The sequence below is a fragment of the Desulfosporosinus metallidurans genome (assembly GCF_001936615.1).
Taxonomy (GTDB): Bacteria; Bacillota; Desulfitobacteriia; order Desulfitobacteriales; family Desulfitobacteriaceae; genus Desulfosporosinus; species Desulfosporosinus metallidurans.
Map to the genome: position 1 here is coordinate 81,599 of NZ_MLBF01000013.1, position 24,376 is coordinate 105,974.

Sequence of the window (24,376 nt, forward strand, 5' to 3'; positions counted from 1 at the left end):
ACTTAATGCCCTCCTAGAGCGAGAAAATACATAAAAAAGATATTGGCGGTGAGTAAAATTAAAGCGGTCGGGATTTGAGCTTTGATCACTTGGTATTTATCCGGCAAATCCAGCAGAGCCGCGGGGACAATATTGAAGTTAGCCGCCATAGGAGTCATTAAAGTCCCACAATAGCCGGAAAACATTCCGAGTGCGGCTAAGGTATTCGCAGATGCTCCGTGCATGTGAATGAGCAGCGGGACAGCAATTCCTGCGGTCATCACCGGAAAGGCGGCGAAAGCATTCCCCATGATCATGGTAAATAGGGCCATGCCGACGCAATAGGCAACTACTACGGCAAACGTGTTATGGACCGGGATGACATTTGTAACGATTTTGGAAATGGCTGTACCTACGCCCCCTGCAGCAAAGAGTGCTCCGAGAGTGGCTAACATCTGAGGCAAAATGGCGGCCCAGCCAATTGCATCCATGAGACGTCGACCTTCATTGATAGCTCGCTGTGGAGTATCCCGGGTAATAATAAGCGCCACAATCAAAGCAATGACTCCGGCAGAGCCCAAGCTCACTAAGGTCACATTTTTCGGATCAAGCAAGGGAATGCCGCCAATTTTTGTATTATTAAGGGCAACAGTTCCGATCATGGTAATTGTTGGGATCAACAAAGTCGGCAGAAACACCCAGTTGCGAAGCTTTGAAGCATATTTCAGGCGTTCTGTGCGTGAACGCTCATCATAATGCCCCAAACGAACCCCACCAAAACCGGCTAAAGCGACAATTACAAGAACAATTCCCCCCATGTAAACTGGAGGAATTTGTTGCCCGAAGAGAAACGTGAGTGCGTAGAGTCCCCAAAATGACCCGGTCGTCCAGCGCCGGAGATTTTTCTGATCCCGAAAACTCAAGAAACTTACGACCAACAGAATAATCCCAGTCAGAACATAAATCGTATTTAACGATAAAATCATCAATCTACTCCTCCTTGACCACTATTTTTTGTGCTGGCCAGACTGGGCTCCATCTTCGGGGTAGCCGGGTACTCCCTAGCTAAACTCCGGTCGAGAAGGAATAACCGAACCGAGTGGACGAGGAAAGCGGTGATCGCGGTGGGAATTCCCCACATAGCCATCCCTATCGGCGTGACCGGAATATTGAGCTGATCAAAAAATCCCTTCATTAGAAGGATGGCTCCGATGGCAATAAAGATATCTTCACCAAAAAAAAGACCGATATTATCGACGGCTGCAGAATGGGCCCGAATTTTATACTGGGTGGCGTCAGAAATTGGGCCAAATTTGGCCTTAGCTGCGCCTTCCGCCATGGGGGCAACCAAGGGACGTACCATTTGCGCATGTCCACCAAGGCTTGTTAAGCCCAAAGCGGAGGAAAGTTCACGCAATAACAGATATAAAATCAGGAGTCGTCCGGTCGTCGCCGCTTTAACCTTTCCAATCAGGGCTTCAGCCTGTTCTTTTAGGCCATACCGTTCCATGAGCCCAATGACCGGCAAGATCAAGATGAAGAGAGACATGTAGCGGTTGGTGACAAACGAGGTGCCAAATTGGGCTAAAATTTTAGTAAGGGGTAAGTGGGCAACAATGCCCGTGACCAGTCCAGCCACGGTAACAACAATGAGCGGGTTAAAGCGTAGGATAAACCCCACAATCACAATGAGGACACCGAGTAGAGACCACATCATTGTATCTTCCTCTCCTTTTAACGTTCAGATTTAATTTGTTTTGAACTTAAGCAAGTGCCAACGTGCTAAGTAATCTCTCTTGTTCACGACGTAATGACTGAGCCTCTTCCAAGTCAATCGACCGAAAGCGAACGCTCTGTCCGGGTCGGAGCTGGGCCAGGGAGCTGAAATCCACCGAGGCCACGACCCCGATGACTGGGTAGCCTCCTGTCGTCTGGTGATCTGCCGCTAGAATAATCGGTTGTCCATCAGGGGGTACCTGGACCACCCCAAAGACCACAGCATCAGAAATCAGGGCTGCGCCTTTTGCAAGATTTAACGCCCTGCCTTGTAAGCGGTACCCCATTCGGTTGCTTTGAGGAGTGACAACGTATAACGTCGAATAAAATAAATCCAAAGTTTCCCGAGAAAACAATTCCTCATGCAATCCGGGCACCACTCGTAGTGTGCAAACATCAGGGTAATGGGGTACAAGTTCCGGGACTAAAAACCGGGTTATGGGCCGTTTTTGGGGAGTGGACTTAGGGACCGCAGAAAGAATATCTTCTCGTACTAAAGCTCTCCCATTCATACCACCCAGGCTGGCCGGAAGGTAGGTCGACCCACTTCCCAGAATCATGTTGACGTCCAGCCCACCTGAGGCGATCAGATAAGCGCGACAGCCTTCAGTGATAACCCCGATATCCAGCACATCTCCCGGTTCGACGGGAAAAGTTCGCCAATTCTCCACGCTTTGACCGTTCAGCGTATACACACCAGTCCCTCCGGTAATCGTGAGGACTGTTCGGGATAAGATTTGAGCCTTGATTCCTTGGATTGTCATCTCGAGCCCCGGTGAATTGCGCGGGTTACCCACGAGTAGATTCCCGATCTGCAGAGCCCAAGGATCCATGGCCCCTGCCGTGGGAACACCGTATTGTCCGTACCCTCCCCGGCCCAAATCCTGCAGGGTGGACAAGGGGCCGGCGCGTAGAATTCTCAAAATCTTCACGAGCGTTTCCCTTCCAATTCGTTGTAATCTTTTCGACTAATGGGCATAAACCGAACTCTGTCCCCACTACGCAGCATAGTCGGTGGGTTATAATTGGCATCAAATAGGCTGAGGGGCGTCCGGCCAATCAGTTGCCAACCTCCGGGTGAAGCTAAGGGATAGAGGCCTGTCTGTTGCCCAGCAATTCCCACCGAACCTTGTGGGACAAGCGACCGAGGGCTGATGAGACGGGGTGTAGCGAGCTCAGGATCCAGACCGCCCATATAAGGGAAACCTGGCATGAACCCGATCATGTAGACTAAATACTCTGAGGCTGTGTGCCTGGCGATCACTTCCTCAACCGTGAGCTTGTGGTAATCTGCGACATGTTTCAGATCCGGCCCAAATTCACCACCGTAACATACGGGAATTTCTACTTTCCGGAGGAGAGCCGGCCGAGAAGTATCCATTTCAATCTCTGTACTTCGGTGATGAACCTCTTCGACAAGGTTTAGCATTTCAAGATAACTGCTCCCAGGACGATAAAAGACTGTAACGGAATGGTAGGTTGGAATCAGTTCTAAAATGCGCTCATCTTGAAGATGACTCAGATGATTGAAAAAATTCTGAACCTTTTCAAAACCTTCTTCACTAATTGTTTCTTGAAACTGGACATGGAGCGCCCCATCCCCATAAGGCAGAACTTTAAACAACGAGATCACTCCCTCCGCAACGATCTTTCTTAACTTTCAATATTTACAAATATTTTACATTACATCATTTAACAGATAATCCTAATTAACTTTAATAAGTATTTTTCATCCATTTAACAGCTACTCCTTTCATACTTTGAAATTAACAAAAGACACCCCTTGAAGATTGTTTCGAATCTTCAAAGAGCGTCATTGCTCAGTTGGAATTTATACTTAAATTATCACTTTATCAGCCTACTGACAAGGTAAACTTTAAAAGAATACAGTATTAGTAGTGATTTAACATCTCTAAGCCTCTAACTACGCCGTCTTAGTTGTGATTACAAGGATGATACAAAGTATAAAGTCAGGACTTTGCAGCTTGTCGCAATTCGTGTCCAATTGGGTGTCACAGTGCGGAAGAATAAATTGGAGTTCTTTTTTCAATGGGCACAATACCTTCCTCTATTTTAGGGTTTTTTGTTGCGCAGTCTTCAGCAAAACAAAGGGTCTCGCATTAATGTGCGAGACCCTTTGCTTGAGACAAAAGCACCGGGAAAAACAATTCCCGGTGCGACTTTTACATTATGGGGTGGGTGATGGGGCTTGAACCCACGAATGCCGGAGCCACAACCCGGTGCGTTAACCACTTCGCCACACCCACCATAGGGACTATTTTTTTGGTGCGCCTGGAGAGATTCGAACCCCCGACAACCTGCTTAGAAGGCAGATGCTCTATCCAACTGAGCTACAGGCGCAGTTCAAAGGATTCTGTTGTCAACCCAGGTTACCCATTACAGCGGAGAAAAGTTGGGAATAATGGTCGGGGCAGAGGGATTTGAACCCCCGGCCTCCTGCTCCCAAGGCAGGCGCGCTAGCCAAGCTGCGCTATGCCCCGATTGGTGACTTGATTAGTATAGCTCATCTCAGTGTATTCGTCAAGGAAAAACATCAAATAATTTTGCATCATTTAGGTAGTAGCACGATGCATCGTGCCACTACCTAGGTCTTTCAGAATCGGGATCACTTTACGAAAAGCCTGGGCTCTATGGCTTAATTTATTTTTCTCATTCAAAGTCAGTTCGGCCATAGTCCGAGCAAACTCCGGAACGTAAAAGAGCGGGTCATAGCCGAATCCATCCGATCCCCGACGTTCTCTCAAGATAAGCCCTTCAGCAGTGCCTTCTGTAAGATATTCTTCCCCTTCCGGGGTTGCCATAACCAATGCACAGCGAAAACGTGCTATCCTCTTGTCATCCGAGACAGTTTCTAAAAGCTGTAGCAGTTTATCATTATTACGTTCATCATCCTTAGGTTCCCCCGCAAAGCGTGCAGAATATACGCCCGGTGCACCATTTAGAGCATCCACTTCCAAACCGGAATCATCGGCCAGAGCGATTAGCCCTGTTCTCCTGACTGCTGCCCTTGCTTTAAGTGCAGCATTGTCAGCAAAGGTTTCCCCGTTTTCCTCTACATCTTCCCAGTTCGGGATATCAAGTAAAGAGAGCACTTCAATATCCTCATCTGCAAGCAGTTCTTGAAACTCTCGAATTTTTCCCTGGTTCTGAGTTGCCAGTATTATCTTCATGCGGTCGTTTCCACTGCAGACTTCTGCACTTCCATCAGTGTGCGGATCCCCTTTTCAGCCAGTTGCAAAAAAGCATCCAAATCTGCACGATCAAAAGGAGTTTCCTCCGCTGTTCCTTGGATTTCCACAAACTTTCCTGCACCAGTCATAACCACATTCATGTCCACTTCCGCTTGTGAATCCTCTTCGTACGCCAGATCAAGAACTGCCTGGCCTTGGACCTTCCCTACGGAGATGGCTGCCAAAGTATCTTGGATTGGATTAGTTCTAATCAGTTTCTTCTCCAATAAATACTGAACAGCATCGACTAAGGCAACGTAAGCTCCGGTAATGGCCGCGGTTCGTGTGCCTCCATCCGCTTGAAGCACATCGCAATCCAACCAAATTGTGCGTTCACCGAGCTTTTTTAAATCCACCACAGAGCGAAGTGCACGTCCGATTAAGCGCTGAATTTCCATCGTTCGGCCGGTAAGTTTTCCTTTGGTTGCCTCTCTTTGTGTCCGAGACTGCGTTGCCCTCGGAATCATGGCATATTCTGCAGTAACCCACCCCTTGCCTGATCCTTTCTGAAAGGGAGGCACTTTTTCCTCAACGCTGGCAGTACATAAGACCCGAGTTTCCCCGATTTCGATGAGAACTGAACCTTCAGGTATGTTGGTAAACTGCCGAGAAATTTTAACAGGACGTAATCCATCGAAAGCCCGACCGTAGGAACGTTGCATATTGAAAACCTAACCTTTCTTTTGTGCAAATCTATTTATTAATTTTAGTTTACCAGAATAGGCTGAGAAAAGCCAATCGTTTCCAGTATGTACTGGGGCTAAATAGTCCGATTCCCCCCGGCGAACAAATCAACGGAGCGGCTTGGTGTCGTTTCCTCGCCCACAATACCCGCTATAGTATAGAGCTGGGCAATAGGGTCGAACCGGAATTCCTTTAGCAAGTGAAAACCTTTAATTTCGCTAGTACGTCGAATATGAATACGCGGGCCTGTGCAGGGATAAAGCATCTGCCCAACTCGAATGTGTTGATCATCTCCAAAACATATGGGCAGATCCGCGTTAATCAAATCCAAAACTCGTTGTTCCACCAAGTCTAAATCAATATCTGGTTTCTCAGGCAGTTCCAAGACGAAACCATGTTTAATGTCACTATGTACTTCAGGTTTTTCTAAACCCATTTCCTCCAGAATCATTGAGGTAATGTCCTCGGCACTGTGCGCCATACGTCGATACTTGATCGATTCAAAAACGATATCGGCAATGCTTTGTGGTTCTGGCCCGAAAACCGTTGGACGAGTTACTATCACTTCTTCCCCTACCCCGATCAAGACCTCAGCATTAACCCCAAGCTGCGAATAGACAAGGTCAAAATGCTCAACTACCACGCGATGTCCCTTTGAAATTGCTTTCTGAATCGCTTCAGCAATTTTCCAAGATTGCGTAAACGCGGACTCAAATCGAACATCCAAATGGTAGGTATGATAGCGAAAGTGCCCGCGATCGGCATCCTCCATTAAAGGCAACGGTCGAATATTAATTCCATCGTCATCGTTCGTTAGTTCCAATCCCGGAAACATTCCTCGAATAAGCAACGACTTACCGGCCCCTGCATCACCCACAAACCCAATCAGCTTGTCCTCCGGGCTTAAATACCGTTGTTGAATATTCGTGCCCAAAAAAAGAAGGCGTTTCTTCCCACGTGGAGCAAAATAAACCGCCTGCATCAAATGCTCATGAACAAACATAGTCATCAAAACCCTTTACCCCCCTTAAGTTTCCCAGACAGCGTCACTCCCAGACAGGGGGACGGTTCTTCTGTCTGATTCCCGAGATCCCCTATGACCGTCTTGCTGACATGTCCCAGGTGAATCATGGATTCTTTTGGCAAACCAACTCTCTGAGTTATTTACAATTTACGATTAACAATTAAAATGATGAGCAAGAGTATGGGCTGATGGACTAAGTAGATACCCAAGGATTTCCGGCTCACCCATTGAATCACCTTGGAATTTAACTGAAAAGAAAATCGGGCTTTCCCCTTCAACCGCTGGGCATAAAACTGCTTGTAAGCTAGAATACCCATAAAAGTGGCACCAAGATACGGAAAAAGGGGATAATAGTCTATGGATTGGAACCCCTCGTACATAAGACCAAACGGTAGCAGGAGACTAGTTTTTAACACTAGTTCTTTAAACCAAAACCCCAGCAGTACAGACGAGCCGGCAAGGCTCCAGAGCGTCCATTTCGGCAATCGGAAGAAAATAGGGGACAAAATCATGCTCACACCCAAAAAGTGCAGAATACCAAAGCGAACATACTCTTCCTTCATGACTATATACGTCACAACCGTGATACCCATGCCATAGAGCAGTACTTTAAATCCCCGCTTAACAGGGAATCTGCTAAACCCACTCGAAAGTCCAGAAATAAAGATAAAGGTCAGTGCCGATGCTTTGCCAATAAAAAACCAGAACGGGGCCTGATAGTCAATATCGACGCCAGCAAACTCTTTGAGATCATATACAAGATGAAACAAGACCATCAACACAATCGCAACCGCCCTTAGAACATCAATCTCTCCATGGCGTTGCTCCGCTTGTCTATCTATGTTCATCTTGATCTAATCCCACTCCCACACGCCGGCTCACTGAGACCCCATCTCCAAACGGCAATACCGTAGTGGAAAAGTCCGGATTCTGGCAAAGCTCTTGCAAAAACTGACGCAATCCACCCACCATCCGATCATATTTAGGTGCGTACGTACTTTCCGGAACCACCCAGCCACGGAATAGCACATTGTCTACCACCAGTACCCCTCCCGGTGCAATTAAGGGGTAGATGAGGTTCAGATAGTCCAAGTATTCTCCTTTAGCAGCATCGATAAACACAAAATCAAAGGTTGAATCAAGCTTCGGTATAATCTTCCGAGCATCGCCCTCCAACGCCGTAATGCAGTTTTGAAGATCAGCCCGTTGAAAATAACCTTGGGCCCGCGCAAGCCGATCTTTGTTCATATCAATCGTCGTGACATGCCCTTCGGTCTTCTCTGCCGCACGCGCCAACCAGATCGTCGAATACCCGATCGCTGTCCCAATCTCCAAAATCGCCTGCGCCTTGCTCATATCCACCAGTAAATTGAGGAAATTCCCAACTGTAGGTGTCACCACCGGAATCGTTTCCTTCAAGGCCTGCTCTTCCATTTCTTGGAGTAGGGAATCTCTTTCTCCCAACAAGGTCTCAAGATAGCGTTCCATTTCAAAAGGGTAAAACAAAGTCATCTCCCTTTCCAAATTCACGAGGATAGTTCATATGCTTCTTAGGTGGAAACAAGAAAGACCAAAATCATAGCCTCCCCAAAAAAGCATGCCCTCATATCAATTTCAAAACCAATCTAATTATAAAAAGCTTTACTCTTAATAATTATAGCATATCAGTGAGAAATTATTTGCACCCGATAACAAGGAAGAATCACAATTTAATAAGCCTATTCTTCTAATTTTCCGTTTCTCCTCCTGATGAAGTAGTATACTTAAACCAAGCGTATGAAAACATCTAGAGAAACTCATTTTTTTGATCTAAATAAAAGGTATTATTCACGTTATCGTGGAAATACTTAGCAAGAACTTTTTCCTAAATCATAAATTGCGAGGGCACAGCATGTCTAATAAAAGTATTGAAAGTTTCATTGATCCTAGCTACTTAGAGGAAGTCCTCGGTAGTTTCTCCAAGGCTACCGGTTTGCACATTGAAGCCGTTAATAGAAAAGGCGAAACACTTGCCATACTAGGCAATAAAAAGCGAAATGATTTTTGTCAGTTTATCCGTAGTAATAGTAAAGGAGAAAAGAAATGTTTAGCTTCTTATAAAGAAGCGACTTTAGAAGCCGCAAAATGGAATGAGCCCTATTTCTTCCGTTGCCATGCTGGAATCGTTATATGGGCAGTCCCTATAATATTAGATAATGTGTTTTTAGGCAGCATTATCTGTGGACAAATATTATTATGGAAACCCGATGAATTCTTTCTTCGCGATTTAAAAAAAAGCAATGCCAAAGATCTTGACTATGATATTTTACAAGAAAAGGTCAAAAGCGTCTCCATATGCTCTCCTGAGCAGTCCCAAGCTGCGGCCGATATGCTTTTTGTTGTAGTAAACCATATTGTTAAAAGAAATATCCATAAACTAGAGGAGGAGAATGCTTACCGTTTAGAGAGCCTGAAAATAAAGGCTGATTTAGAGAATAGAAAGAAAAAGAAAAGCAACCTTGAGTTTACTGATTACGGAACGTATTTAAAGAAGGAACGACGTTTTTTGAGTTATATCCGTCTTGGTGATAAAACTAGAGCTGAAAATTATCTAATGATCTTATTAACAGACCTCTTAACCAAGACGGCCGGTGATATAGCCACTATAAAAATACGGATTCTTGAATTGGCTTCGCTATCATCAAGGGCCGCTGTGGAAGGGGGAGCTGATGCGGAACAAGCCATGTCCATACTTAAAGATTTTAATGACGAGGTCGACCGCATTGATCGAGTAGAAGAGTTTTTTGTTAAAGTCCATAAGGTCATAGCAACATTCCTCGATGGAATCTTTAAGCTTGCAGATAAGAAGCATCTTAGCCTAGTTACAAATGCCCGTAATTTTATTATCGAAAATTACCATAAGCCCATTACAATTAAAGCCACCGCTGATCATCTTTTTATTAGCCCTTCCCACCTTTCTCGTTTATTCAGGTTAGAATTAGATTGTACCTTTAACGATTATCTGACGAGAGTACGCGTCGAAAAAGCAGTCGAACTTTTAAAGAAACCCGAGTTTAGCGTTGAACAGGTTTCTAAAGCCGTAGGTTTTAAAAGTCAAAGCTATTTTGCCGAGATATTCCGGAAATACATTGGAGTAACTCCTCTGATCTACAAGAATAGCTTATTTTAGGGGGTGATTTGGTTTGATATTTGACGATATAATCCATTCAATAGCAGAAGGTGAATCCGAAGAAACGCTTGAATTAACCAAACAAGCTTTGGCACAAGGATATTCTGCCAATTCCATTCTAGAAAAAGGACTCATTACAGGAATTAACATCATAGCTGAAAAATACCGCAATGAGAAAGTTAATGTTCCGGAGGTTCTAATGGCTACCCATTCAATGCACGCGGGGCTATCCGTCATTGAACCGATCTTGACTGCACCCACTAAAAAGGGGCTTGGAAAAATTGTCGTGGGTACAGTTGCGGGCGATTTACATGATATTGGCCTTAGCATTGTAAAAGCCATGGCGATGTCAGCCGGTGCCCGCGTTATAGATCTTGGCGTCAATGTATCTCCAAAGAAATTTGCCCGTGCAGTGCGCAAGGAAAAACCTGATATCTTAATGATCTCAGCCTTGTTAACCACAACCATGTCCGTTATGAAAGATGTGATACTTGAACTAAAAGCTCAGGAATTACGTAACGATGTTAAAATTTTCGTAGGAGGAGCACCGATAACTGATGCTTTTGCCAAGGAAATAGGCGCAGATTATACGTTTGAAGATGCTTTCCAACTTCGAGATTTCTTAAAGGAAAACATAAGCAAACTACTAGCTTCCAAACGAGTCAGCCAATAAAGACCTTTCTACAGAGATCTCATTTAACTATAACTATTATAAATTTCAAGAGCCCTTCACACTTATGAACTCAGTTCATTAATGCGAAGGGCTCTTTGTTTTTTAAGAGGCAATTTCCTCTCATGACCCATCTATGATTAATTTGTTCTTTCCAAGTACATGCTTTTCATCAAATTACTAGTAAAGACCTTATTACCTCCAAGCTCGATATGCTTCACCTTTGTCGCTAGTTCTACCGCATCCTTGAACACAGTTCGATTTAGTAACGCTCTCATCGCTCCCACGTGGGCTGCATTACCCGCGGTCTTTACTTTTTCAGGATTAATGTTGGGAACTAGGCCAATTTCCAAAATACTACGTGCTTTTAAATAGGAAGCAAAGGTGCCCGCTAAAACAATGGAATCAAGGTCTTGGATCGAAATTCCTACCATCCCTACAAGAGTTTTGATACCTGCACAAACAGCACCCTTAGCCAGTTGCAATTCGCCAATATCCTCCTGATTCAAAAAGACGTCGCTTCCTTCTTTCCCTCCATAGGAAAGTACGAATTCTCGACCAGATTTTCCGCCGGATCTTATCCGATCCCTGAGTCGCGGCGAAAGAGAACTCCCTTCTTTTTCCGGATCAATTATTTTTCCCTTCTTATTAATAATTCCCGCTAACTTCATTTGTTCAATCCCCTCGACAAGACCCGACCCACAAATCCCGCTTGCTTTTTGACGACCAATAACCTTAATCTCAACTCCGTCCTCTGTGATCGTTACTGCCTCAATAGCTCCTGGTTTGGCCCTCATTCCGTGCGTGATGCGAGCTCCCTCAAACGCCGGCCCAGCTGCCGTAGAACAGGCCATCATTCCCTGTGAGGTCTTTAGAAATAATTCACAGTTAGTTCCTAAATCTATTAGAAGATGATTCCCATCTTCTAATACTTCAGGTGCTCCTATTACTGCGCCAACTGTGTCGCCACCTACAAAGCTGCCGATATTCGGAAACGTTAAGATTCTACCCTCTGGATTTATTTCGATGCCAAGTTCTGAAGCGCTTAACTCAATAAAATTATTCAGTACAGAAACGTAGGGTGCCACTGCAAGATTAGCGGTGTCTAGACCTAAAAATAAGTGATTCATAGTGGTATTAGATACGACCGTCATTTTGTAGATACTATGTGCTGGGATTCCACTTTCTTCAATAAGTTGATTTATTAAATTATTAATAGTCTGTTTGACAGCATGTTTAAGACGGAGTCGTTTTTCCCCACTCTCACTCGCATAAGATATTCGTGAGATGACATCAGCGCCATAAGCCGTTTGTTCATTTTCATGAGAAAGAACCTTAATAAGTTGGGCACTATTGAGATCGACTAAACTAACCGCCACACTTGTTGTCCCAATATCCACTGCCACCCCATAAAGTGTTAAAGTGGTATCCCCCACTTCGACGTCTAAAACCTGATTGTCCCACAATGTGGTCGTCACGACAAAATCCCCAGCCCGCAAAATACTGGGTAACTTTTCAAGAGCGAACATCTTAATATTCACTGTCTCAACATCGAGGATTTTTAATAATTCATCTTGTAAACGGTTCCAATCCCCCCGTTCATCTTCAAGTGAAGGTTTAGGTATTTGAACCTTCACTTTCTGCACTCCATGATCGAGGTTTATTTGAATCATATCACGGAACGCAGCCTCTTTGCGATCATAGATCTCAACAACAACTGGCTCTATCTCCATTCCTTCTTCCGCTTTCACTCTGCAAGAAAGGCGAAATCCAGCGTCAATTTCCTGGCTTGTCAAATGTTTAAGATCCGACTGTGTTGGCTCCGGCATCCCAGAATGGAACCACACTTTACATTTGCCGCATGAACCTTTTCCACTACAAATATTTTGTACGGGGATTTGATTACGAACTAGGACCTCCATTATGGACTCGCCCTCGAAGCCCTCAACAACTCGATTAGGTCTGATCGTTATTTTCATGTTTCCCTCCTGCTAATATTTCCAAAGTAATTTCTTGACCTGCCTCGACAAAAATTGATTCTGGAGCCCTGATCCCTTTGACAACCGAGGTAAGGAGACTTAAATCTCCCTCGATCTCTCCCACTTCCCAGCCAAAAAAATCAGCTATTTCTTGAACCTTCTGTCGATATCGTTCAAGGTCCTTGATCCCTGGTGTGATAATAAAGATTGCTTTTTTATAACTTCCATACAAGATTTTAATCAACTTACGAGCTTTTTTCTCACCATATTTTGCTTCATATTCGTAGTATTCTTCCAAAGGAGTGCGCCCATAATCCAACCAACCCTGACTAAAATAATAAGTAAGGGAATTCTCGCTGAACAATTCCATATGCCTAGCCTTGGACCCTAACATTAGGCCAATACAATCGTGTGTCGCCGGAAATAAAAGCGGCACGTGCGTTGACAGCAAACCAAGCATTGAATTAGAGCATCGGCCATAAGTGAGGATGATCAAATTATAATCCTGACTCTCATTGATTATCTCTTGAATTTTATCATGCAACTTATCTGGTCTAGCGTGGAAGCTGTAATCTAGAAATTCGCAGTCCATTCCTTGATCGAGCCCTTGGGCATGGACTTCATTCATTGTGGAATGACAACCAATTAGCTTGATTCTCAACGGCATTATCCTCCATAACACTATGAAAAATTTCTCTCAATTGTTAAATTTCTGGGAAAAAGGCTTTCCGGCTCTGATATGTCTGTTTAGATTCATCGCTTTGAGAGTTTGGAAGTACGGTCACCATTTCACACTGTCTATTGAGAAGTACCTCTACAAATTTAAGGTTCCCTTTTTCCTCGGAATATATTTTATCGAATTTTTCACAAGCCTCATGAACATGTCGCCGGTACTTGTCAAGTTCATAACAACCATTATCAATTAAAGTGAAATGAGTATAGTTCTTATACATAAGCTTAGAAACTTTCCAGCCCTTTTTCTCTCCATACGTCTCAATGTATTTCTTACTCGAACTCAACGGATCTTCGCCTGCATCAATCCAGTTCTTGTTCAAGTAAAAAGTTCCTATTTTTTCAGTCTGAATAGCCTTAAACCTTTCCATTGATCCTAATATGACCGGGATACAATCATCAACATCCGGATAAATAAGAGTTAGAGTTTGGGAAGAGATTCCCTTTAGGGCCCCTCCACAGTTCCCTAAGAATAAGAGGACAATTTCCCCAGGTTTCAAATATGTTTCAGCATCTCGAATCTTTTCCAGAACTCTTTGATGTAGTGTATCTGGGACGTTATGCAAAGCTTGCTCAATCCATAGAATATTAACCGTTATTGAATCTTTGAAGGCTTCTAGCTCACCCTTGAATACCTCACAAGCGATAATGAGTTTAATGCTTTTATCCACCGAATCTTCCTCCCGGCTCTTGCTGAATTCTAATTGTAGGAAAGAACACCCAAGTTTCACAAACCTGGGCGTTCTCTCTTTCTATGGATTGGGATTGGGATTATTATTGTTATTGAAATCCCACAATCTTTCTAGCCTAAAGGCTTCTCTTGCGCAAGTGCTTTGTAAATGCTGAAACACATAGCTATCATAATCAACATGAAGGGGAATGCTGCGACAATAGAAACTGTTTGCAAGATCGATAATACTGCGGTGCCGCCGCCGACTAGAATCAAGATGATGGTGAAAGCACCCTGTATGATACCCCAGAAGCTACGCAGATTCTTGCCAGGGTCCATGTCGCCATTGGAAGTCAGCATCGCTAGTACATAGGTTGCGGAATTCGCAGCACCTATAAAAGAGGCAATGATGAGCAAGATTGCTAAAGGAGCGGTGATTGAATACAACGGTAACTGTTTCAGTAAGGCGAAAAAGGCAGTAGTGTACTCTGTTTTAACAGCGGCCTGGATGGCTCCATTAGCGAGCTTATCCAGGTTGAAAGCAGCACCGCCGTAAATCGATAACCATATCATGGAGAATCCAGAAGGCAATAACGTAACTGCCAAGATGAATTGACGAATAGTACGACCCTTGGAGACCCGGGCCACAAATTGTCCAACGAACGGAGCCCAGGCAATCCACCATGCCCAGTAGAACACAGTCCACCCCTTCAGCCAGTCGATATTACCCATCCACAAGGTCTGTTGGACAAAGTTTTGCAAGTAGGCGCCAAGAGTATCTGTGAAGTTATTCAGGATTAAGACCATACCTCCAAACAAGAAGATGAACACCATGAAGCCGATTGAAAGCCATACCTTAATGTTGGCAGCAAACTGCATAGCCTTATGCAGACCGGAGATTGTCGCTAGAGTGAAGAGGACCGTCATTACTGCAATGACTATAGAGATGGTCGTGGGCGTCGCCTGAATTCCCCAGATATATTGCATCCCTGTGGCTATCTGGCTAGAGCCGAGACCCAAGCTCGTGGCTACCCCGAACACTGTGGCAAACACTGCCAAGATGTCAATCGCTTTGCCGATCGGTCCGTAAATTCGGTCGCCAAGCAGTGGATAAAAAGCAGAACTAATTAGGAAGGGCAGATCCTTGCGGAATTGAAAGTAGGCCAGAGCTAGGCCTGCAATTGCGAAGATTACCCAAGGGTGGATACCCCAGTGAAAAAATACAATTCGCATGGCAGTACGCATGGATTCGGGAGTAGCACCCTTACCCATCGGCGGAGTCAGGTAATGCATCATCGGCTCAGCAACCGACCAGAACACGAGGCCGATACCCATACCTCCACCGAACAACATCGAAAACCACTGAAAATTACTGAACTCAGGCTTGTCGTCGTCTTTTCCTAGCTTGATATTACCAAAACGACTAAACGCAATTCCGAAAATGAAAACCACAAAAAAGGCAACCGATAAAAGGTATAGCCAGCCGAAATCAGTCGTTAAAAATGCAAACGTATCATTGGCAACTTTTCCCATTTCCTTAGGAAGGAACATTCCGAAAATTACAAACAAAACAATGATGACCGAAGAGATATACATAACGCTACGATTTGTTGTTGAATCCTTACCCTTGCTCATGGATAGCATTACTCCTTTCATAACTTTACTTATAAATTCGATTGTATTCTAAGCCTGGTGCGTGAAGTCAGCAAACTTTAGAACTACCACTGATAAAGATTAATTGCAGAAAGAAATCCTAGGGACTTTAAAAGGAAAGATCAATAATTATAAGGTCCCTAGGATTCAACTTCTTTAAGCAACAGCCTATATCAGCATTAGTTGAACAACTTATTTAGCGAGAAGACGTCCGGCAAGTTCGACCGCTTCGTCAGCAGTTTCTGCCCACCCGTCTGCTCCGATTTCATCGGCCCATAATTGGCTGGTTGGTCCACCACCGACAAATACTTTGAACTTATCTCTAAGATTATGCTCTTTTAAATAATCAACGAGTTGCTTTTGCCCGACCATAGTTGTCGTCAGGAGGGCACTTGCACCGATAATATCTGCACCGACTTCTTGGGCCTTTGATACAAAATCTTCGGCTTTTATATCCGTACCTAAATCAAACACTTTATACCCTGCTGCTGTAAACATAGCACCTGTAATATTCTTGCCGATGTCGTGAATATCACCTGCTACTGTACCTAAGACAATCTTACCTTTGCTTTCCCCTTCACTCATACCTAATTTGGCGATTTCTGGCTCCAAAAGAGCTAACCCGACTTTCATGGCCTCAGCTGACATCATAACATCCGGTAGGAAGGCTTCCCCAACTTTCCAAGCCTCACCTATAACTTCAATTCCCTTGATCAAACCAAGTTGAACAGCGTCAACAGGATTAATTCCTTCATCAATTACTTTTTGCGAGGATTCACTAACGATATCTTCATCACCATCAATTACTGCTTGTTTTAATTCTGCAAATAGTTCACTCATTCTCAATTCCTCCAGTTTTAATAAAATAGAGACGTATTAGAATATAATTGATTAAGCTCGTTTAGCGATAAATTCCAATAGCTTTCTATCAATAGTTTCGTCTAGAGCCGGTGGCACATAATTAGCCAAAATCTCTTGCCATTTTCTATTGGCCCTTTGGTTGGCATCCAACTTTTCCTTAGACCAGGATTCAAAAGCAGTCCTGTCACTCAATTGAGCCGTGCGGAACTCCCGTTTATGATTTTTCCGTGTATGCTTCTGTGTCAAGTAATGCCCACCCGGTCCAACTTTAGCGATCACATCAAAAGCCATTCCCTCTTCATCAAAGGTGAACCCTTTCATATAATGCAAGAGCATACCCGCCATTTCGTCGTCCATTATAAACTTTTCATAAGACATAGCCATAAAATATTGCAAAATTCCGGCAGTATGAAGAACAAAGTTGATACCTGTGACACTGGCCGCCATCAGAGTCATCATCGATTCATAGCCTGCTTGAGCATCGACAATCTTAGAATCGTTCAAGCCGCCGCCTGATCGACTGGGGACACCATAAAAGCGAGCTAGTTGAGCACTGGCCGAAATAAATAACGCGCACTCAGGGCTACCGATGGAAAGGCTCCCACTATGCATGTCACTAAGCGCTGAGGTTGAACCGTATACAACAGGTGTTCCAGGATTAACAGATTGGGCAAGAGCAATTCCTGCCAATACTTCAGCGTTTTGCAGTGCTAATGTGCCTGCCAATGCCGCAGGTCCAGTTGAACCAGCCATAACCAAGGAAGCAATCACAACAGCTTGGCCAGCTTTCGCATAGGCCATCATGGCTCCTAACATTCTTCCATCATATTTTAAAGGAGTTAACGAGTTTATGAGGGAAATAAGCACAGGTTTTTCCTTAATAACATCTTTACCACCAAAAAGGATGGACGCTATTTCGATAGAATCTTCAGCCCGTTCTCGACCCTCGGCACTACCCATAAAACACTTGTCCGAATTTTTTATGGAGCTATAGAGCATTTTTAGATGACGAACTTCATCCGGAATATCCTGCGGTTCAGCCACTGTTCCACCTGTCATATGCAAGTTATTACTAGCCCCTGCTAATTTGACAAAGTTATCATAGTCCTGCATCGTGGTTTTACGACGATTTCCATCAACATCATGAATGAAGGGAGCCCCATAGCCAGGCATATAAATGATATTATCTCCACCACAGACTAAATTGTGTTCTGGATTACGTGCATGTAGGGTGAATTTCGAAGGAGCCAATTTTACCTTAGCCTCAATAAATTCTCTCGTAAAATGAACACGGTTTCCTTCAACCTTTTGTCCCTCAGCTCTAAATACCTCTAAAGCCGGTTCATATTCAAACTCCATACCGATCTCTTCGAGGATTTTCATGGTTTCATCATGAATCGCCGTTACTTGTTCCTCTGTCAAAACATCATACTTACGTAACATTGCTAACACCCCTTTAACTGTTTTTAAAATTTACTCGTGGCGAATCCCCACCAAAGCTTTCTAAAAAATCTTTAATAACGGATGCTCATTGGTTCCTAATTTGATACCTGTTAGTTTATTATTATAGGCCATCATAGCATCGGTAGTTGCAACCGCCCTGTAAACCCAGGGAGCGTTAACCATCGGGCCGTAAAGAATAAAGTCGGCACCTTGAGTCACCGGATAGGTAAAGACGGAGGCCCCGGCAACTTGAAAGAAGGGAGTCCCTTTAGAACGCATTTTCTTCCACAAATAAACGGCGTTTGAAGGAGCACAGCCTCCCGGATAGCCGAATTCTTCCTTCACTACATTGATAGCCTCACTTGTCCAGCTAGCACTAGCAACATCTAAGACACCAGGATCAATCAGAAACTGCTCGATTCCCGCTCTCTTTGCTACGTCGATTAACCCCTCTTTCTTCTCATCCCCTGTTAAGAGTTTAATTCTAGCTTTAGGCTTGAGTGCTTTATTACTGAAGGCGAGAATGACAGCAGTTTTAACCCCACATTCTTTGATTACCGCTAATTCTTCCTCTGAATAGTGCTCTTCAATCGAGTTATAGATTAGTCTTTTGCGTACTTCCAGATCATTGGCAAAATTCTTCAAAGCACCCATCCGGACTTCAGGACTAATACTATCCAATAGAAAAGGAGCCTTTGAGTTTTTCATTACAAATTCTACATAACGGGTTAATGCTTCTACCGATTCACCTAAAACATCTATAATACAAGGATTACCCGTTTCTGCACTCAACTCGGCTTCTTGATCTAGGAGTGCTTTTGCAGCTCCTTCATCAAAGATCCCCTTCATACCATCTTGGACAATTTTGTGACCCCGATAGAAGATGCTACCGATAAGCACGGTAGGGTATTGACCTGGTTGTCCGCCAACCTTTACTCCGTTAATATCGTAGACATGCTGCTCTGAAGTATACTTAACCATTATCGATTCCCCCATACTTTTATATTGCTTGGAACGATTTCATCGTCGAGAATGCGGCTTTTCATATCCATCTCTAGTATTCCCTTTTGCTACAAACTATCTGGAACATTGGGAACTATACATTATCTACGTCCATTCCGCAATCCTGAGAAGTTCACCCCCTGTATATTAATGACATGATGCAATTTATTTGATTGACTTCCCCTGCATTTATAATAACACCATAGTTCTGCGCATTATCACTACAGTTATGCTCGTTTTACTACATTTGAGTCAGGAAATGAAAATTCGGATTATTCATTCTTAGAGATAATTTTCACATTTTTAATTTGTTCAAACCACTTGGCTAAAGGAAATAAATAAAAGGGGCCCTACTACATTTAGTATGGGCCCCTTAACGGAAGTCGGATAGGATACCTTCTTATACGGATTCTTCACGGAAAGCCTTTATTAGCGAAACCGCCATTGCAAACATGACAAACATGAACGGAAATGCTGTAGTGATGGAGGCCGTTTGCAGCGCGCTCAGTCCGCCGGCTAGCATCAAGGCAATAGCAACAGCACCCTCAATCAAACCCCAAGTAATCTTTAACCCAGCTTTAGGGTTTAAATCCCCACCGGAAGTGAACATGGCCATAACAAAAGTCGCAGAATCCGCCGATGTAATAAAGAAGATCGCGATGATTAAGGTTGTCAGGATCGTTAAAACACCCGTAAGCGGGTAGTACTGGTACATGGCAAAAATGGCTGTACTTATATCTTTAGCTACTTGAGCAGCAATACCGCCATGTCGAACCACATCGATATACAGCGCACTATTGCCCATGACTCCCATCCACACAAAACTCATCAAAGTCGGAGCAATGAGCACACCCAAGATAAACTCCCTTATGGATCGGCCTCTAGAAATTCGAGCAATAAAGGCACCAACAAATGGACCCCAGGCAATCCACCATGCCCAGTAGAAAATAGTCCACCCCCCTACCCAACCAGGATTAGTATTAAATGTATCGGCCCAAAAACTCATTTGAATAATGTTTTGAAGGTAAGACCCGATCGTTTCAGTAAAACCGTTAAGAATAAACCGAGTGGGTCCAACGATTAGCATAAAAGCTAAAATTATAATGAGTAATAGCATATTAGCGTTGCTAAGGAACTTAATTCCTTTTTCAATTCCAGTTACTGCAGATGTAATAAATAAGATTGTAATCACAACTATAATCACGACAGTTGTCGTAGTACCAGTAGGTAGGCCATAGGCATAATTTAACCCAGTGGCAATCTGCATCGCCCCTAGTCCTAGAGATGTAGCAACCCCAAATATCGTTGCGAATACTGTCAGAATATCAACTAACTTGCCAATCCACCCGTTAATTCCCTTTTCTCCAAGTAATGGGTAAAGAGTGGAACTGACTAAAGCAGGTAAGCCTTTTCGGAACTGAAAATATGCCATACACAACCCCACAATGCCAAAAACACTCCAAGGATGCAAACCCCAATGAAAAAAGGTATAGCGCATTGCAGTTTGGGCTGATTGGATAGTATAAGGTTGACCGTAGGGAGGGATAGCATAGTGCGTTATTGGTTCAGCTACTCCCCAGAAGACAAGGCCAATCCCCATACCAGCCGCAAAGAGCATCGCAAACCAGCTCCAAGTACTGTGCTCAGGCTTCTCACCATCTTTGCCTAGAGTAATGCTTCCGTATTTACTTAACGCTATAAATATGGCAAAAAATAAAAAAGACGTCACGCCGATTAAATAACTCCAGCCGAAATTGTCCGTAATAAATTTCTGCACTGCACTGAACGTGTCACCCGCTTCTTGAGGCTGAAGTAGTGCCCAGAGAACAAACAAAACCATGATGATCGCAGAAATTGAAAAGATAGGACGATCAATTTTGCCGAATAAACTTCCTTTTGTACTCATTCTTAGTCTCCTCCTTAATCATCCTCCTAAATCGAAGTAAGTAACTGATTCCAATAACTTAGAGATACATCAGGGTAGTATATGATCTTCCCAATCGAAGACCCTTTTCATCATAACATCTTTTCATTATCCTAAAAATGCCACAATAGTGCTCGTTTTGCTACGTTTATGATGTTTTCCAAAGATTCTAACTACTCCTGATCCTGTAATTTCTCCTTAGAACTTCCTCCTTAGAGGATCTACAATGTCTCCGTCCATTACAGTACATTTATCACACTTTTAATGGTTGGGATTCCAACTAATAGTTTATGTTAAAATTGAAGGCTTTCCCTTCACCCTTAGTTGTTAATTCCTGTAGGGCAGTCGTCCAATTTAGCAAAACAATTTACTGGATTTAACACCTAATATTATTCCATATTCTGATTCAATTATCTTCGTAGTCCGATTTGTGTTAGTTCTTTTTCTTTTTAGCCAAAAAACAACCTCTACCGTTTTAGATCAGTAGAGGTTGTCGGTTCAATCTTTTTTATTTCGATGGACCCAAAGCGCATCGATAACAAATGTATGCATTATTTGTCTTCTATTACGATCTTGATAACATGGGAAGAATATTAAATTTTCATGGATGCTGTGAATAGTTAAAACGTCCCTTCCATAAATCAAAAACGGTGATTTCTAGAACTTATTTAAGACGTCATTTCAATAAACGTTAATGCTTTATAAAACCTTCAGCATGCTCCTTATCATAGGGTGCTTTTCTGCTAGGACACTTCTCACGGGGACACAATTGGCAGTTTTCAAAAGTTCCTTCTTTTGCAAATCGAATACCTGAAACAGTCTTCATCGGAAGCATGAGGTAACTATCTAAAATTTGAACTCCAATCAACTCTTGTACATTACCTATTAGCTCAAATAGATGCCTTTGCTCGTTGATAGGCCAGTCAGCCAATGATCCAGGATTCATGTTGACGGCATGCCCTAGTCCAAACTCTTTTTCAAGATGCTCTTCAAACATTTGAATAGCCGAACGTAGTATTATTTCTAATATTGTATCTGCACAAAAACTAATAAAAAAATCGTTAAATTGCTTAGACCAGACCTCTAACTCAGTTCCACAAGTAATAACATATGGAAAGACATTTGAATTTTCTTCTAGGTTAACTCGTAGAACATGACTAGTAAATTGGATTCCGTCGATAACAACAAAGTTATCTCCTTTAGCATCAATAATTGCTTTCTTATATGCTATTTTAGGTTTGGCAAGTAACTGAGCCTCAACTGCCAACTTTTCTATTTCAGTAAAATAAATACTATCTTCTCCAATGTGTAGCTTCTTTTGGAGTTCTTCAATTTTTATTTCACACGGGATATTGTTTAGGACAACCGTATCCATCAAGCATCTCCTTCCTTTGGAAAAGGAATTGCAAATACCAGCAAACCCTAGCATCCAATAGTGTCGACAAAGAATTTTTCTTTTAATTCTTCTCTTTCCCACTCAGGACGCTCTACGGCAGTTACTTCGATTAGTGATTCTACGTAGATATCGTTTTCTAGCATACCAGGATGTGCATAGCGATCCTTATGGTTTACTACTAACTCAAACTCTTTTGCTCCAGCTTTACTTGCTGCTAGTTCTGCCTGTTTCTTTGCTTCGCTCAGTGCATAGGATACTGCTTCTTCCAGGTTCTCGAACATCTTGCGTTCCCAAGGGGCATGCATCAAATAGGTTCCATCTGTTTCTCCTGGCTTAATTAATACCTTTACCATTTCCATGATCTTGCCGGTTGCTGCCCCAACAGCGTTGGCTACTTCAGCATGCTCTGGAATGACCAAGCTAGTATTCAACTTCTCAGCGACCTCTGGCAACCAAGCCCTAACCGGAGCTCCTATACCAACAATGGGCATATTCAATCTAAAAGAACAGTCAAATCCTTGACCTTGAGCCGGCGATAAGGCTTTTTTGATGAAATACATGACTTCTGGTGTGTTTTTTATCTTAATGTTTTGTTCATCACAACCTACAAGGCTCTGAAGACAGGTAATACAAAGATCATTAATTATTTTTTCTGAAGCACGTCGAATAAACACATCCGGGCTTATTCTCGCCCGACTTGCTAAGACCCCTACTCCTACTTCCGCCGCTTCCCTGTTCCATTGATTATAAGTCCCTTGGGCATGCAGGATATCTGTGGGAGTGAGAGAGATTCTGGCTAAAACTCCTACATTGACGAGATGTTGCAAATTTAGAAGATTAGGATCGATATTCAATCTTTGGGTAAGATAATATAAACTTCTTGGGCCAGTCTGAAGAATTTCAACGACTTTATTTTCTAGGTCATTTAACACCTCAGAGGTAGTTTGCTTGAGGAACATAAAACAATCCACCGCCTGGGAAAACATAAGATCGTAGTTTTTTTCAAAGTTAACCTTCAATTCATCAACTAAATGGGGATGATTATACGCAACCACGGACAACGGCCATACCCTTTGAGGACCTACCTGTATTTCGCCATCTTTGTGGATTTGGATATAACTATCTCCCCCTAGACCATAAGTATAGATTTGTGCGGCCTGGACACGTGTAAGCCAGCCACCAACTGTAGCCCCTTCTTGATTGATCCTGGGTATTCCGTTTTTGAGAATGGCAATATCAGTCGTAGTTCCACCCATATCGAGTACAAGAGCATTGGAGGTTTTAGTAAGGAAAGTTCCTCCTATGATACTAGAAGCTGGTCCAGAGAGGATAGTCTCGATGGGTTTTTCACGTGCTAAAGCTTCGCCCATCATACACCCATCACCTTTAACAATCATGATTGGAGCTTTTATTTTCTTTTCATCGAGTACTTTCTTCACAGATTCAACTAAGTCGGTAATGATTGGAATCAAACGAGCATTGAGAACTGCTGTGACTGTTCTTTCATGAAATCCTAATGAAGTCGTTAACTGGTGAGCACACACCACTGGAAGATCTAAGATTTCCTTTACCATACCCATTACAGCATTCTCATGTTCTGGATTCCTGACACTGAGAAATCCAGAAATTGCTACAGCATCTACTTTGCCTCTTAGGTCTGTAATAACCCGACGGGTCTTTTCTAGATCAAGTTCTTCGTTAGGAAGCCCTTTAAGATTGTGTCCTCCCGGCAGAACATAGTAGTGCTTGACTGGTAATGGATCTATGGGAGTATAGCCAATCATCAAAAGGCCAACCTCACAGCCGCGCCCTTCCACAATTGCATTAGTTGCCAATGTGGTTGATAGTGAAACCGCACTAATGTTCTCAAAATCTTCAAAGTCCAAATTCAAGATACAATTCCGAATGCCAATTGATAGATCCTCGCGGGTAGTCAAGGCTTTGGCCTTCTTCAATATCTGCTTGCTCCTGAGCTCCACGACCACACCATCGGTATATGTCCCTCCGGTATCGATTCCCAATACCAGTGACATTTTTCTCCCTCCTTATATAACTAGTGGCTACCTGCTTAAAGCAGGCAGCCTACCAAATTTTTATTACTCTTCTCCTGGCATATGACCAACAGCGTTTTCTACAATACCTCGGATCTTTTCCGCTACATCC

At 43.3% G+C, this 24,376-nt stretch carries 21 protein-coding genes and 3 tRNA genes; 2 read left to right on the forward strand and 22 right to left on the reverse strand.

All coding sequences use genetic code 11. The features are described from left to right. Positions 1 to 2: 2 nt before the first annotated feature. The 12 genes from DSOL_RS10740 to DSOL_RS10795 all read right to left on the reverse strand — a co-directional run bounded on the left by DSOL_RS10740 (position 3) and on the right by DSOL_RS10795 (position 8,220). A complete protein-coding gene (locus tag DSOL_RS10740; protein ID WP_075364855.1) occupies positions 3 to 965 on the reverse strand; it encodes a DUF979 domain-containing protein in 963 nt (320 codons plus the stop codon). After that, positions 965 to 1,696 carry a DUF969 domain-containing protein gene (locus tag DSOL_RS10745; protein WP_207649624.1) on the reverse strand — a complete coding sequence of 244 codons (732 nt, stop codon included), beginning with the start codon at positions 1,694 to 1,696 and terminating at the stop codon, positions 965 to 967. Before DSOL_RS10745 ends, DSOL_RS10740 begins: the two co-directional genes overlap by 1 nt. A gap of 46 nt (positions 1,697 to 1,742) precedes the next feature. Beyond that, positions 1,743 to 2,687: a 5-oxoprolinase subunit C family protein gene (locus tag DSOL_RS10750; RefSeq protein WP_170871488.1), complete on the reverse strand. Its 945-nt coding sequence runs from the start codon at positions 2,685 to 2,687 to the stop codon at positions 1,743 to 1,745. Further along, on the reverse strand, positions 2,684 to 3,379 hold the full coding sequence (gene pxpB, locus DSOL_RS10755; protein WP_075364856.1) for a 5-oxoprolinase subunit PxpB: 696 nt from the start codon (positions 3,377 to 3,379) through the stop codon (positions 2,684 to 2,686). Before pxpB ends, DSOL_RS10750 begins: the two co-directional genes overlap by 4 nt. Positions 3,380 to 3,946: 567 nt before the next feature. Then, positions 3,947 to 4,022: transfer RNA gene (locus DSOL_RS10760), tRNA-His, on the reverse strand. Between the two features lie 17 nt (positions 4,023 to 4,039). Then, positions 4,040 to 4,116: transfer RNA gene (locus DSOL_RS10765), tRNA-Arg, on the reverse strand. 62 nt (positions 4,117 to 4,178) lie between these two features. Beyond that, positions 4,179 to 4,256, reverse strand: a tRNA-Pro gene (locus DSOL_RS10770). A 72-nt stretch (positions 4,257 to 4,328) separates the two neighbouring features. Continuing rightward, on the reverse strand, positions 4,329 to 4,946 hold the full coding sequence (locus tag DSOL_RS10775; RefSeq protein WP_075364857.1) for an XTP/dITP diphosphatase: 618 nt from the start codon (positions 4,944 to 4,946) through the stop codon (positions 4,329 to 4,331). Further along, entirely contained in the window at positions 4,943 to 5,668 is a 726-nt protein-coding gene (rph, locus tag DSOL_RS10780; protein WP_075364858.1) for a ribonuclease PH, read from the reverse strand. The genes DSOL_RS10775 and rph overlap by 4 nt, the downstream gene beginning before the upstream one ends. A 98-nt stretch (positions 5,669 to 5,766) precedes the next feature. Further along, complete coding sequence (locus DSOL_RS10785; RefSeq protein WP_075364859.1) at positions 5,767 to 6,699, reverse strand: lantibiotic ABC transporter; 933 nt, start codon at positions 6,697 to 6,699, stop codon at positions 5,767 to 5,769. A 155-nt stretch (positions 6,700 to 6,854) separates the two neighbouring features. Beyond that, the gene (locus tag DSOL_RS10790) at positions 6,855 to 7,562 is read right to left on the reverse strand and encodes a heparan-alpha-glucosaminide N-acetyltransferase (RefSeq protein ID WP_075364860.1); all 708 of its coding nucleotides are present in this window, start codon (positions 7,560 to 7,562) and stop codon (positions 6,855 to 6,857) included. After that, a complete protein-coding gene (locus DSOL_RS10795; RefSeq protein ID WP_075364861.1) occupies positions 7,549 to 8,220 on the reverse strand; it encodes an O-methyltransferase in 672 nt (223 codons plus the stop codon). The genes DSOL_RS10790 and DSOL_RS10795 overlap by 14 nt, the downstream gene beginning before the upstream one ends. 385 nt (positions 8,221 to 8,605) lie before the next feature. Between DSOL_RS10795 and DSOL_RS10800 the strand changes: the two genes are divergently transcribed. Together DSOL_RS10800 and DSOL_RS10805 are read left to right on the forward strand one after the other, a co-directional pair. Next, positions 8,606 to 9,883 (forward strand): PocR ligand-binding domain-containing protein, encoded by a 1,278-nt coding sequence (locus tag DSOL_RS10800; protein ID WP_075364862.1) that lies wholly within the window; start codon positions 8,606 to 8,608, stop codon positions 9,881 to 9,883. Between the two features lie 13 nt (positions 9,884 to 9,896). Next, a complete protein-coding gene (locus DSOL_RS10805; RefSeq protein ID WP_075364863.1) occupies positions 9,897 to 10,556 on the forward strand; it encodes a corrinoid protein in 660 nt (219 codons plus the stop codon). 137 nt (positions 10,557 to 10,693) lie between these two features. Here the strand turns inward: DSOL_RS10805 and DSOL_RS10810 are convergent, their stop codons facing one another. The 10 genes from DSOL_RS10810 to DSOL_RS10855 form a co-directional block, all read right to left on the reverse strand. Further along, positions 10,694 to 12,532, reverse strand: coding sequence for an ASKHA domain-containing protein (locus DSOL_RS10810; RefSeq protein ID WP_075364864.1), 1,839 nt, complete (start codon positions 12,530 to 12,532; stop codon positions 10,694 to 10,696). Next, on the reverse strand, positions 12,510 to 13,199 hold the full coding sequence (locus tag DSOL_RS10815) for a DUF1638 domain-containing protein (RefSeq protein WP_235838771.1): 690 nt from the start codon (positions 13,197 to 13,199) through the stop codon (positions 12,510 to 12,512). The genes DSOL_RS10810 and DSOL_RS10815 overlap by 23 nt, the downstream gene beginning before the upstream one ends. 37 nt (positions 13,200 to 13,236) lie before the next feature. Next, complete coding sequence (locus tag DSOL_RS10820) at positions 13,237 to 13,935, reverse strand: DUF1638 domain-containing protein (RefSeq protein ID WP_075364866.1); 699 nt, start codon at positions 13,933 to 13,935, stop codon at positions 13,237 to 13,239. A 131-nt stretch (positions 13,936 to 14,066) separates the two neighbouring features. Beyond that, positions 14,067 to 15,590 carry a glycine betaine uptake BCCT transporter gene (locus DSOL_RS10825; protein ID WP_427854394.1) on the reverse strand — a complete coding sequence of 508 codons (1,524 nt, stop codon included), beginning with the start codon at positions 15,588 to 15,590 and terminating at the stop codon, positions 14,067 to 14,069. A 189-nt stretch (positions 15,591 to 15,779) separates the two neighbouring features. Continuing rightward, on the reverse strand, positions 15,780 to 16,427 hold the full coding sequence (gene mtgC, locus DSOL_RS10830) for a glycine betaine-specific corrinoid protein MtgC (protein ID WP_075364868.1): 648 nt from the start codon (positions 16,425 to 16,427) through the stop codon (positions 15,780 to 15,782). Between the two features lie 51 nt (positions 16,428 to 16,478). Beyond that, positions 16,479 to 17,900 carry a glycine betaine--corrinoid protein methyltransferase gene (gene mtgB, locus DSOL_RS10835; RefSeq protein WP_170871489.1) on the reverse strand — a complete coding sequence of 474 codons (1,422 nt, stop codon included), beginning with the start codon at positions 17,898 to 17,900 and terminating at the stop codon, positions 16,479 to 16,481. A gap of 51 nt (positions 17,901 to 17,951) precedes the next feature. Then, a complete protein-coding gene (gene mtgA, locus DSOL_RS10840; protein ID WP_075364870.1) occupies positions 17,952 to 18,872 on the reverse strand; it encodes a [methyl-Co(III) glycine betaine-specific corrinoid protein]--tetrahydrofolate methyltransferase MtgA in 921 nt (306 codons plus the stop codon). Between the two features lie 421 nt (positions 18,873 to 19,293). Further along, a complete protein-coding gene (locus DSOL_RS10845; RefSeq protein ID WP_075364871.1) occupies positions 19,294 to 20,799 on the reverse strand; it encodes a glycine betaine uptake BCCT transporter in 1,506 nt (501 codons plus the stop codon). Positions 20,800 to 21,508: 709 nt separating this feature from the next. After that, positions 21,509 to 22,192: a vitamin B12 dependent methionine synthase gene (locus DSOL_RS10850; protein ID WP_075364872.1), complete on the reverse strand. Its 684-nt coding sequence runs from the start codon at positions 22,190 to 22,192 to the stop codon at positions 21,509 to 21,511. A 47-nt stretch (positions 22,193 to 22,239) separates the two neighbouring features. Next, positions 22,240 to 24,246, reverse strand: coding sequence for a hydantoinase/oxoprolinase family protein (locus DSOL_RS10855; protein WP_075364873.1), 2,007 nt, complete (start codon positions 24,244 to 24,246; stop codon positions 22,240 to 22,242). Positions 24,247 to 24,376 lie beyond the last annotated feature (130 nt).

Excerpts from the sequence above, each read along its gene's own strand:
- DSOL_RS10775 (WP_075364857.1), bottom strand. The coding sequence starts at position 4,946 with ATGAAGATAATACTGGCAACTCAGAACCAGGGAAAAATTCGAGAGTTT.
- DSOL_RS10745 (WP_207649624.1), bottom strand. The coding sequence starts at position 1,696 with ATGATGTGGTCTCTACTCGGTGTCCTCATTGTGATTGTGGGGTTTATC.
- DSOL_RS10815 (WP_235838771.1), bottom strand. The coding sequence starts at position 13,199 with ATGCCGTTGAGAATCAAGCTAATTGGTTGTCATTCCACAATGAATGAA.
- DSOL_RS10845 (WP_075364871.1), bottom strand. The coding sequence starts at position 20,799 with ATGAGTACAAAAGGAAGTTTATTCGGCAAAATTGATCGTCCTATCTTT.
- mtgC (WP_075364868.1), bottom strand. The coding sequence starts at position 16,427 with ATGAGTGAACTATTTGCAGAATTAAAACAAGCAGTAATTGATGGTGAT.
- DSOL_RS10800 (WP_075364862.1), top strand. The coding sequence starts at position 8,606 with ATGTCTAATAAAAGTATTGAAAGTTTCATTGATCCTAGCTACTTAGAG.
- DSOL_RS10825 (WP_427854394.1), bottom strand. The coding sequence starts at position 15,590 with ATGAAAGGAGTAATGCTATCCATGAGCAAGGGTAAGGATTCAACAACA.
- DSOL_RS10790 (WP_075364860.1), bottom strand. The coding sequence starts at position 7,562 with ATGAACATAGATAGACAAGCGGAGCAACGCCATGGAGAGATTGATGTT.
- DSOL_RS10810 (WP_075364864.1), bottom strand. The coding sequence starts at position 12,532 with ATGAAAATAACGATCAGACCTAATCGAGTTGTTGAGGGCTTCGAGGGC.
- DSOL_RS10785 (WP_075364859.1), bottom strand. The coding sequence starts at position 6,699 with ATGACTATGTTTGTTCATGAGCATTTGATGCAGGCGGTTTATTTTGCT.
- rph (WP_075364858.1), bottom strand. The coding sequence starts at position 5,668 with ATGCAACGTTCCTACGGTCGGGCTTTCGATGGATTACGTCCTGTTAAA.
- mtgA (WP_075364870.1), bottom strand. The coding sequence starts at position 18,872 with ATGGTTAAGTATACTTCAGAGCAGCATGTCTACGATATTAACGGAGTA.
- DSOL_RS10855 (WP_075364873.1), bottom strand. The coding sequence starts at position 24,246 with ATGTCACTGGTATTGGGAATCGATACCGGAGGGACATATACCGATGGT.
- DSOL_RS10850 (WP_075364872.1), bottom strand. The coding sequence starts at position 22,192 with ATGGATACGGTTGTCCTAAACAATATCCCGTGTGAAATAAAAATTGAA.
- DSOL_RS10740 (WP_075364855.1), bottom strand. The coding sequence starts at position 965 with ATGATTTTATCGTTAAATACGATTTATGTTCTGACTGGGATTATTCTG.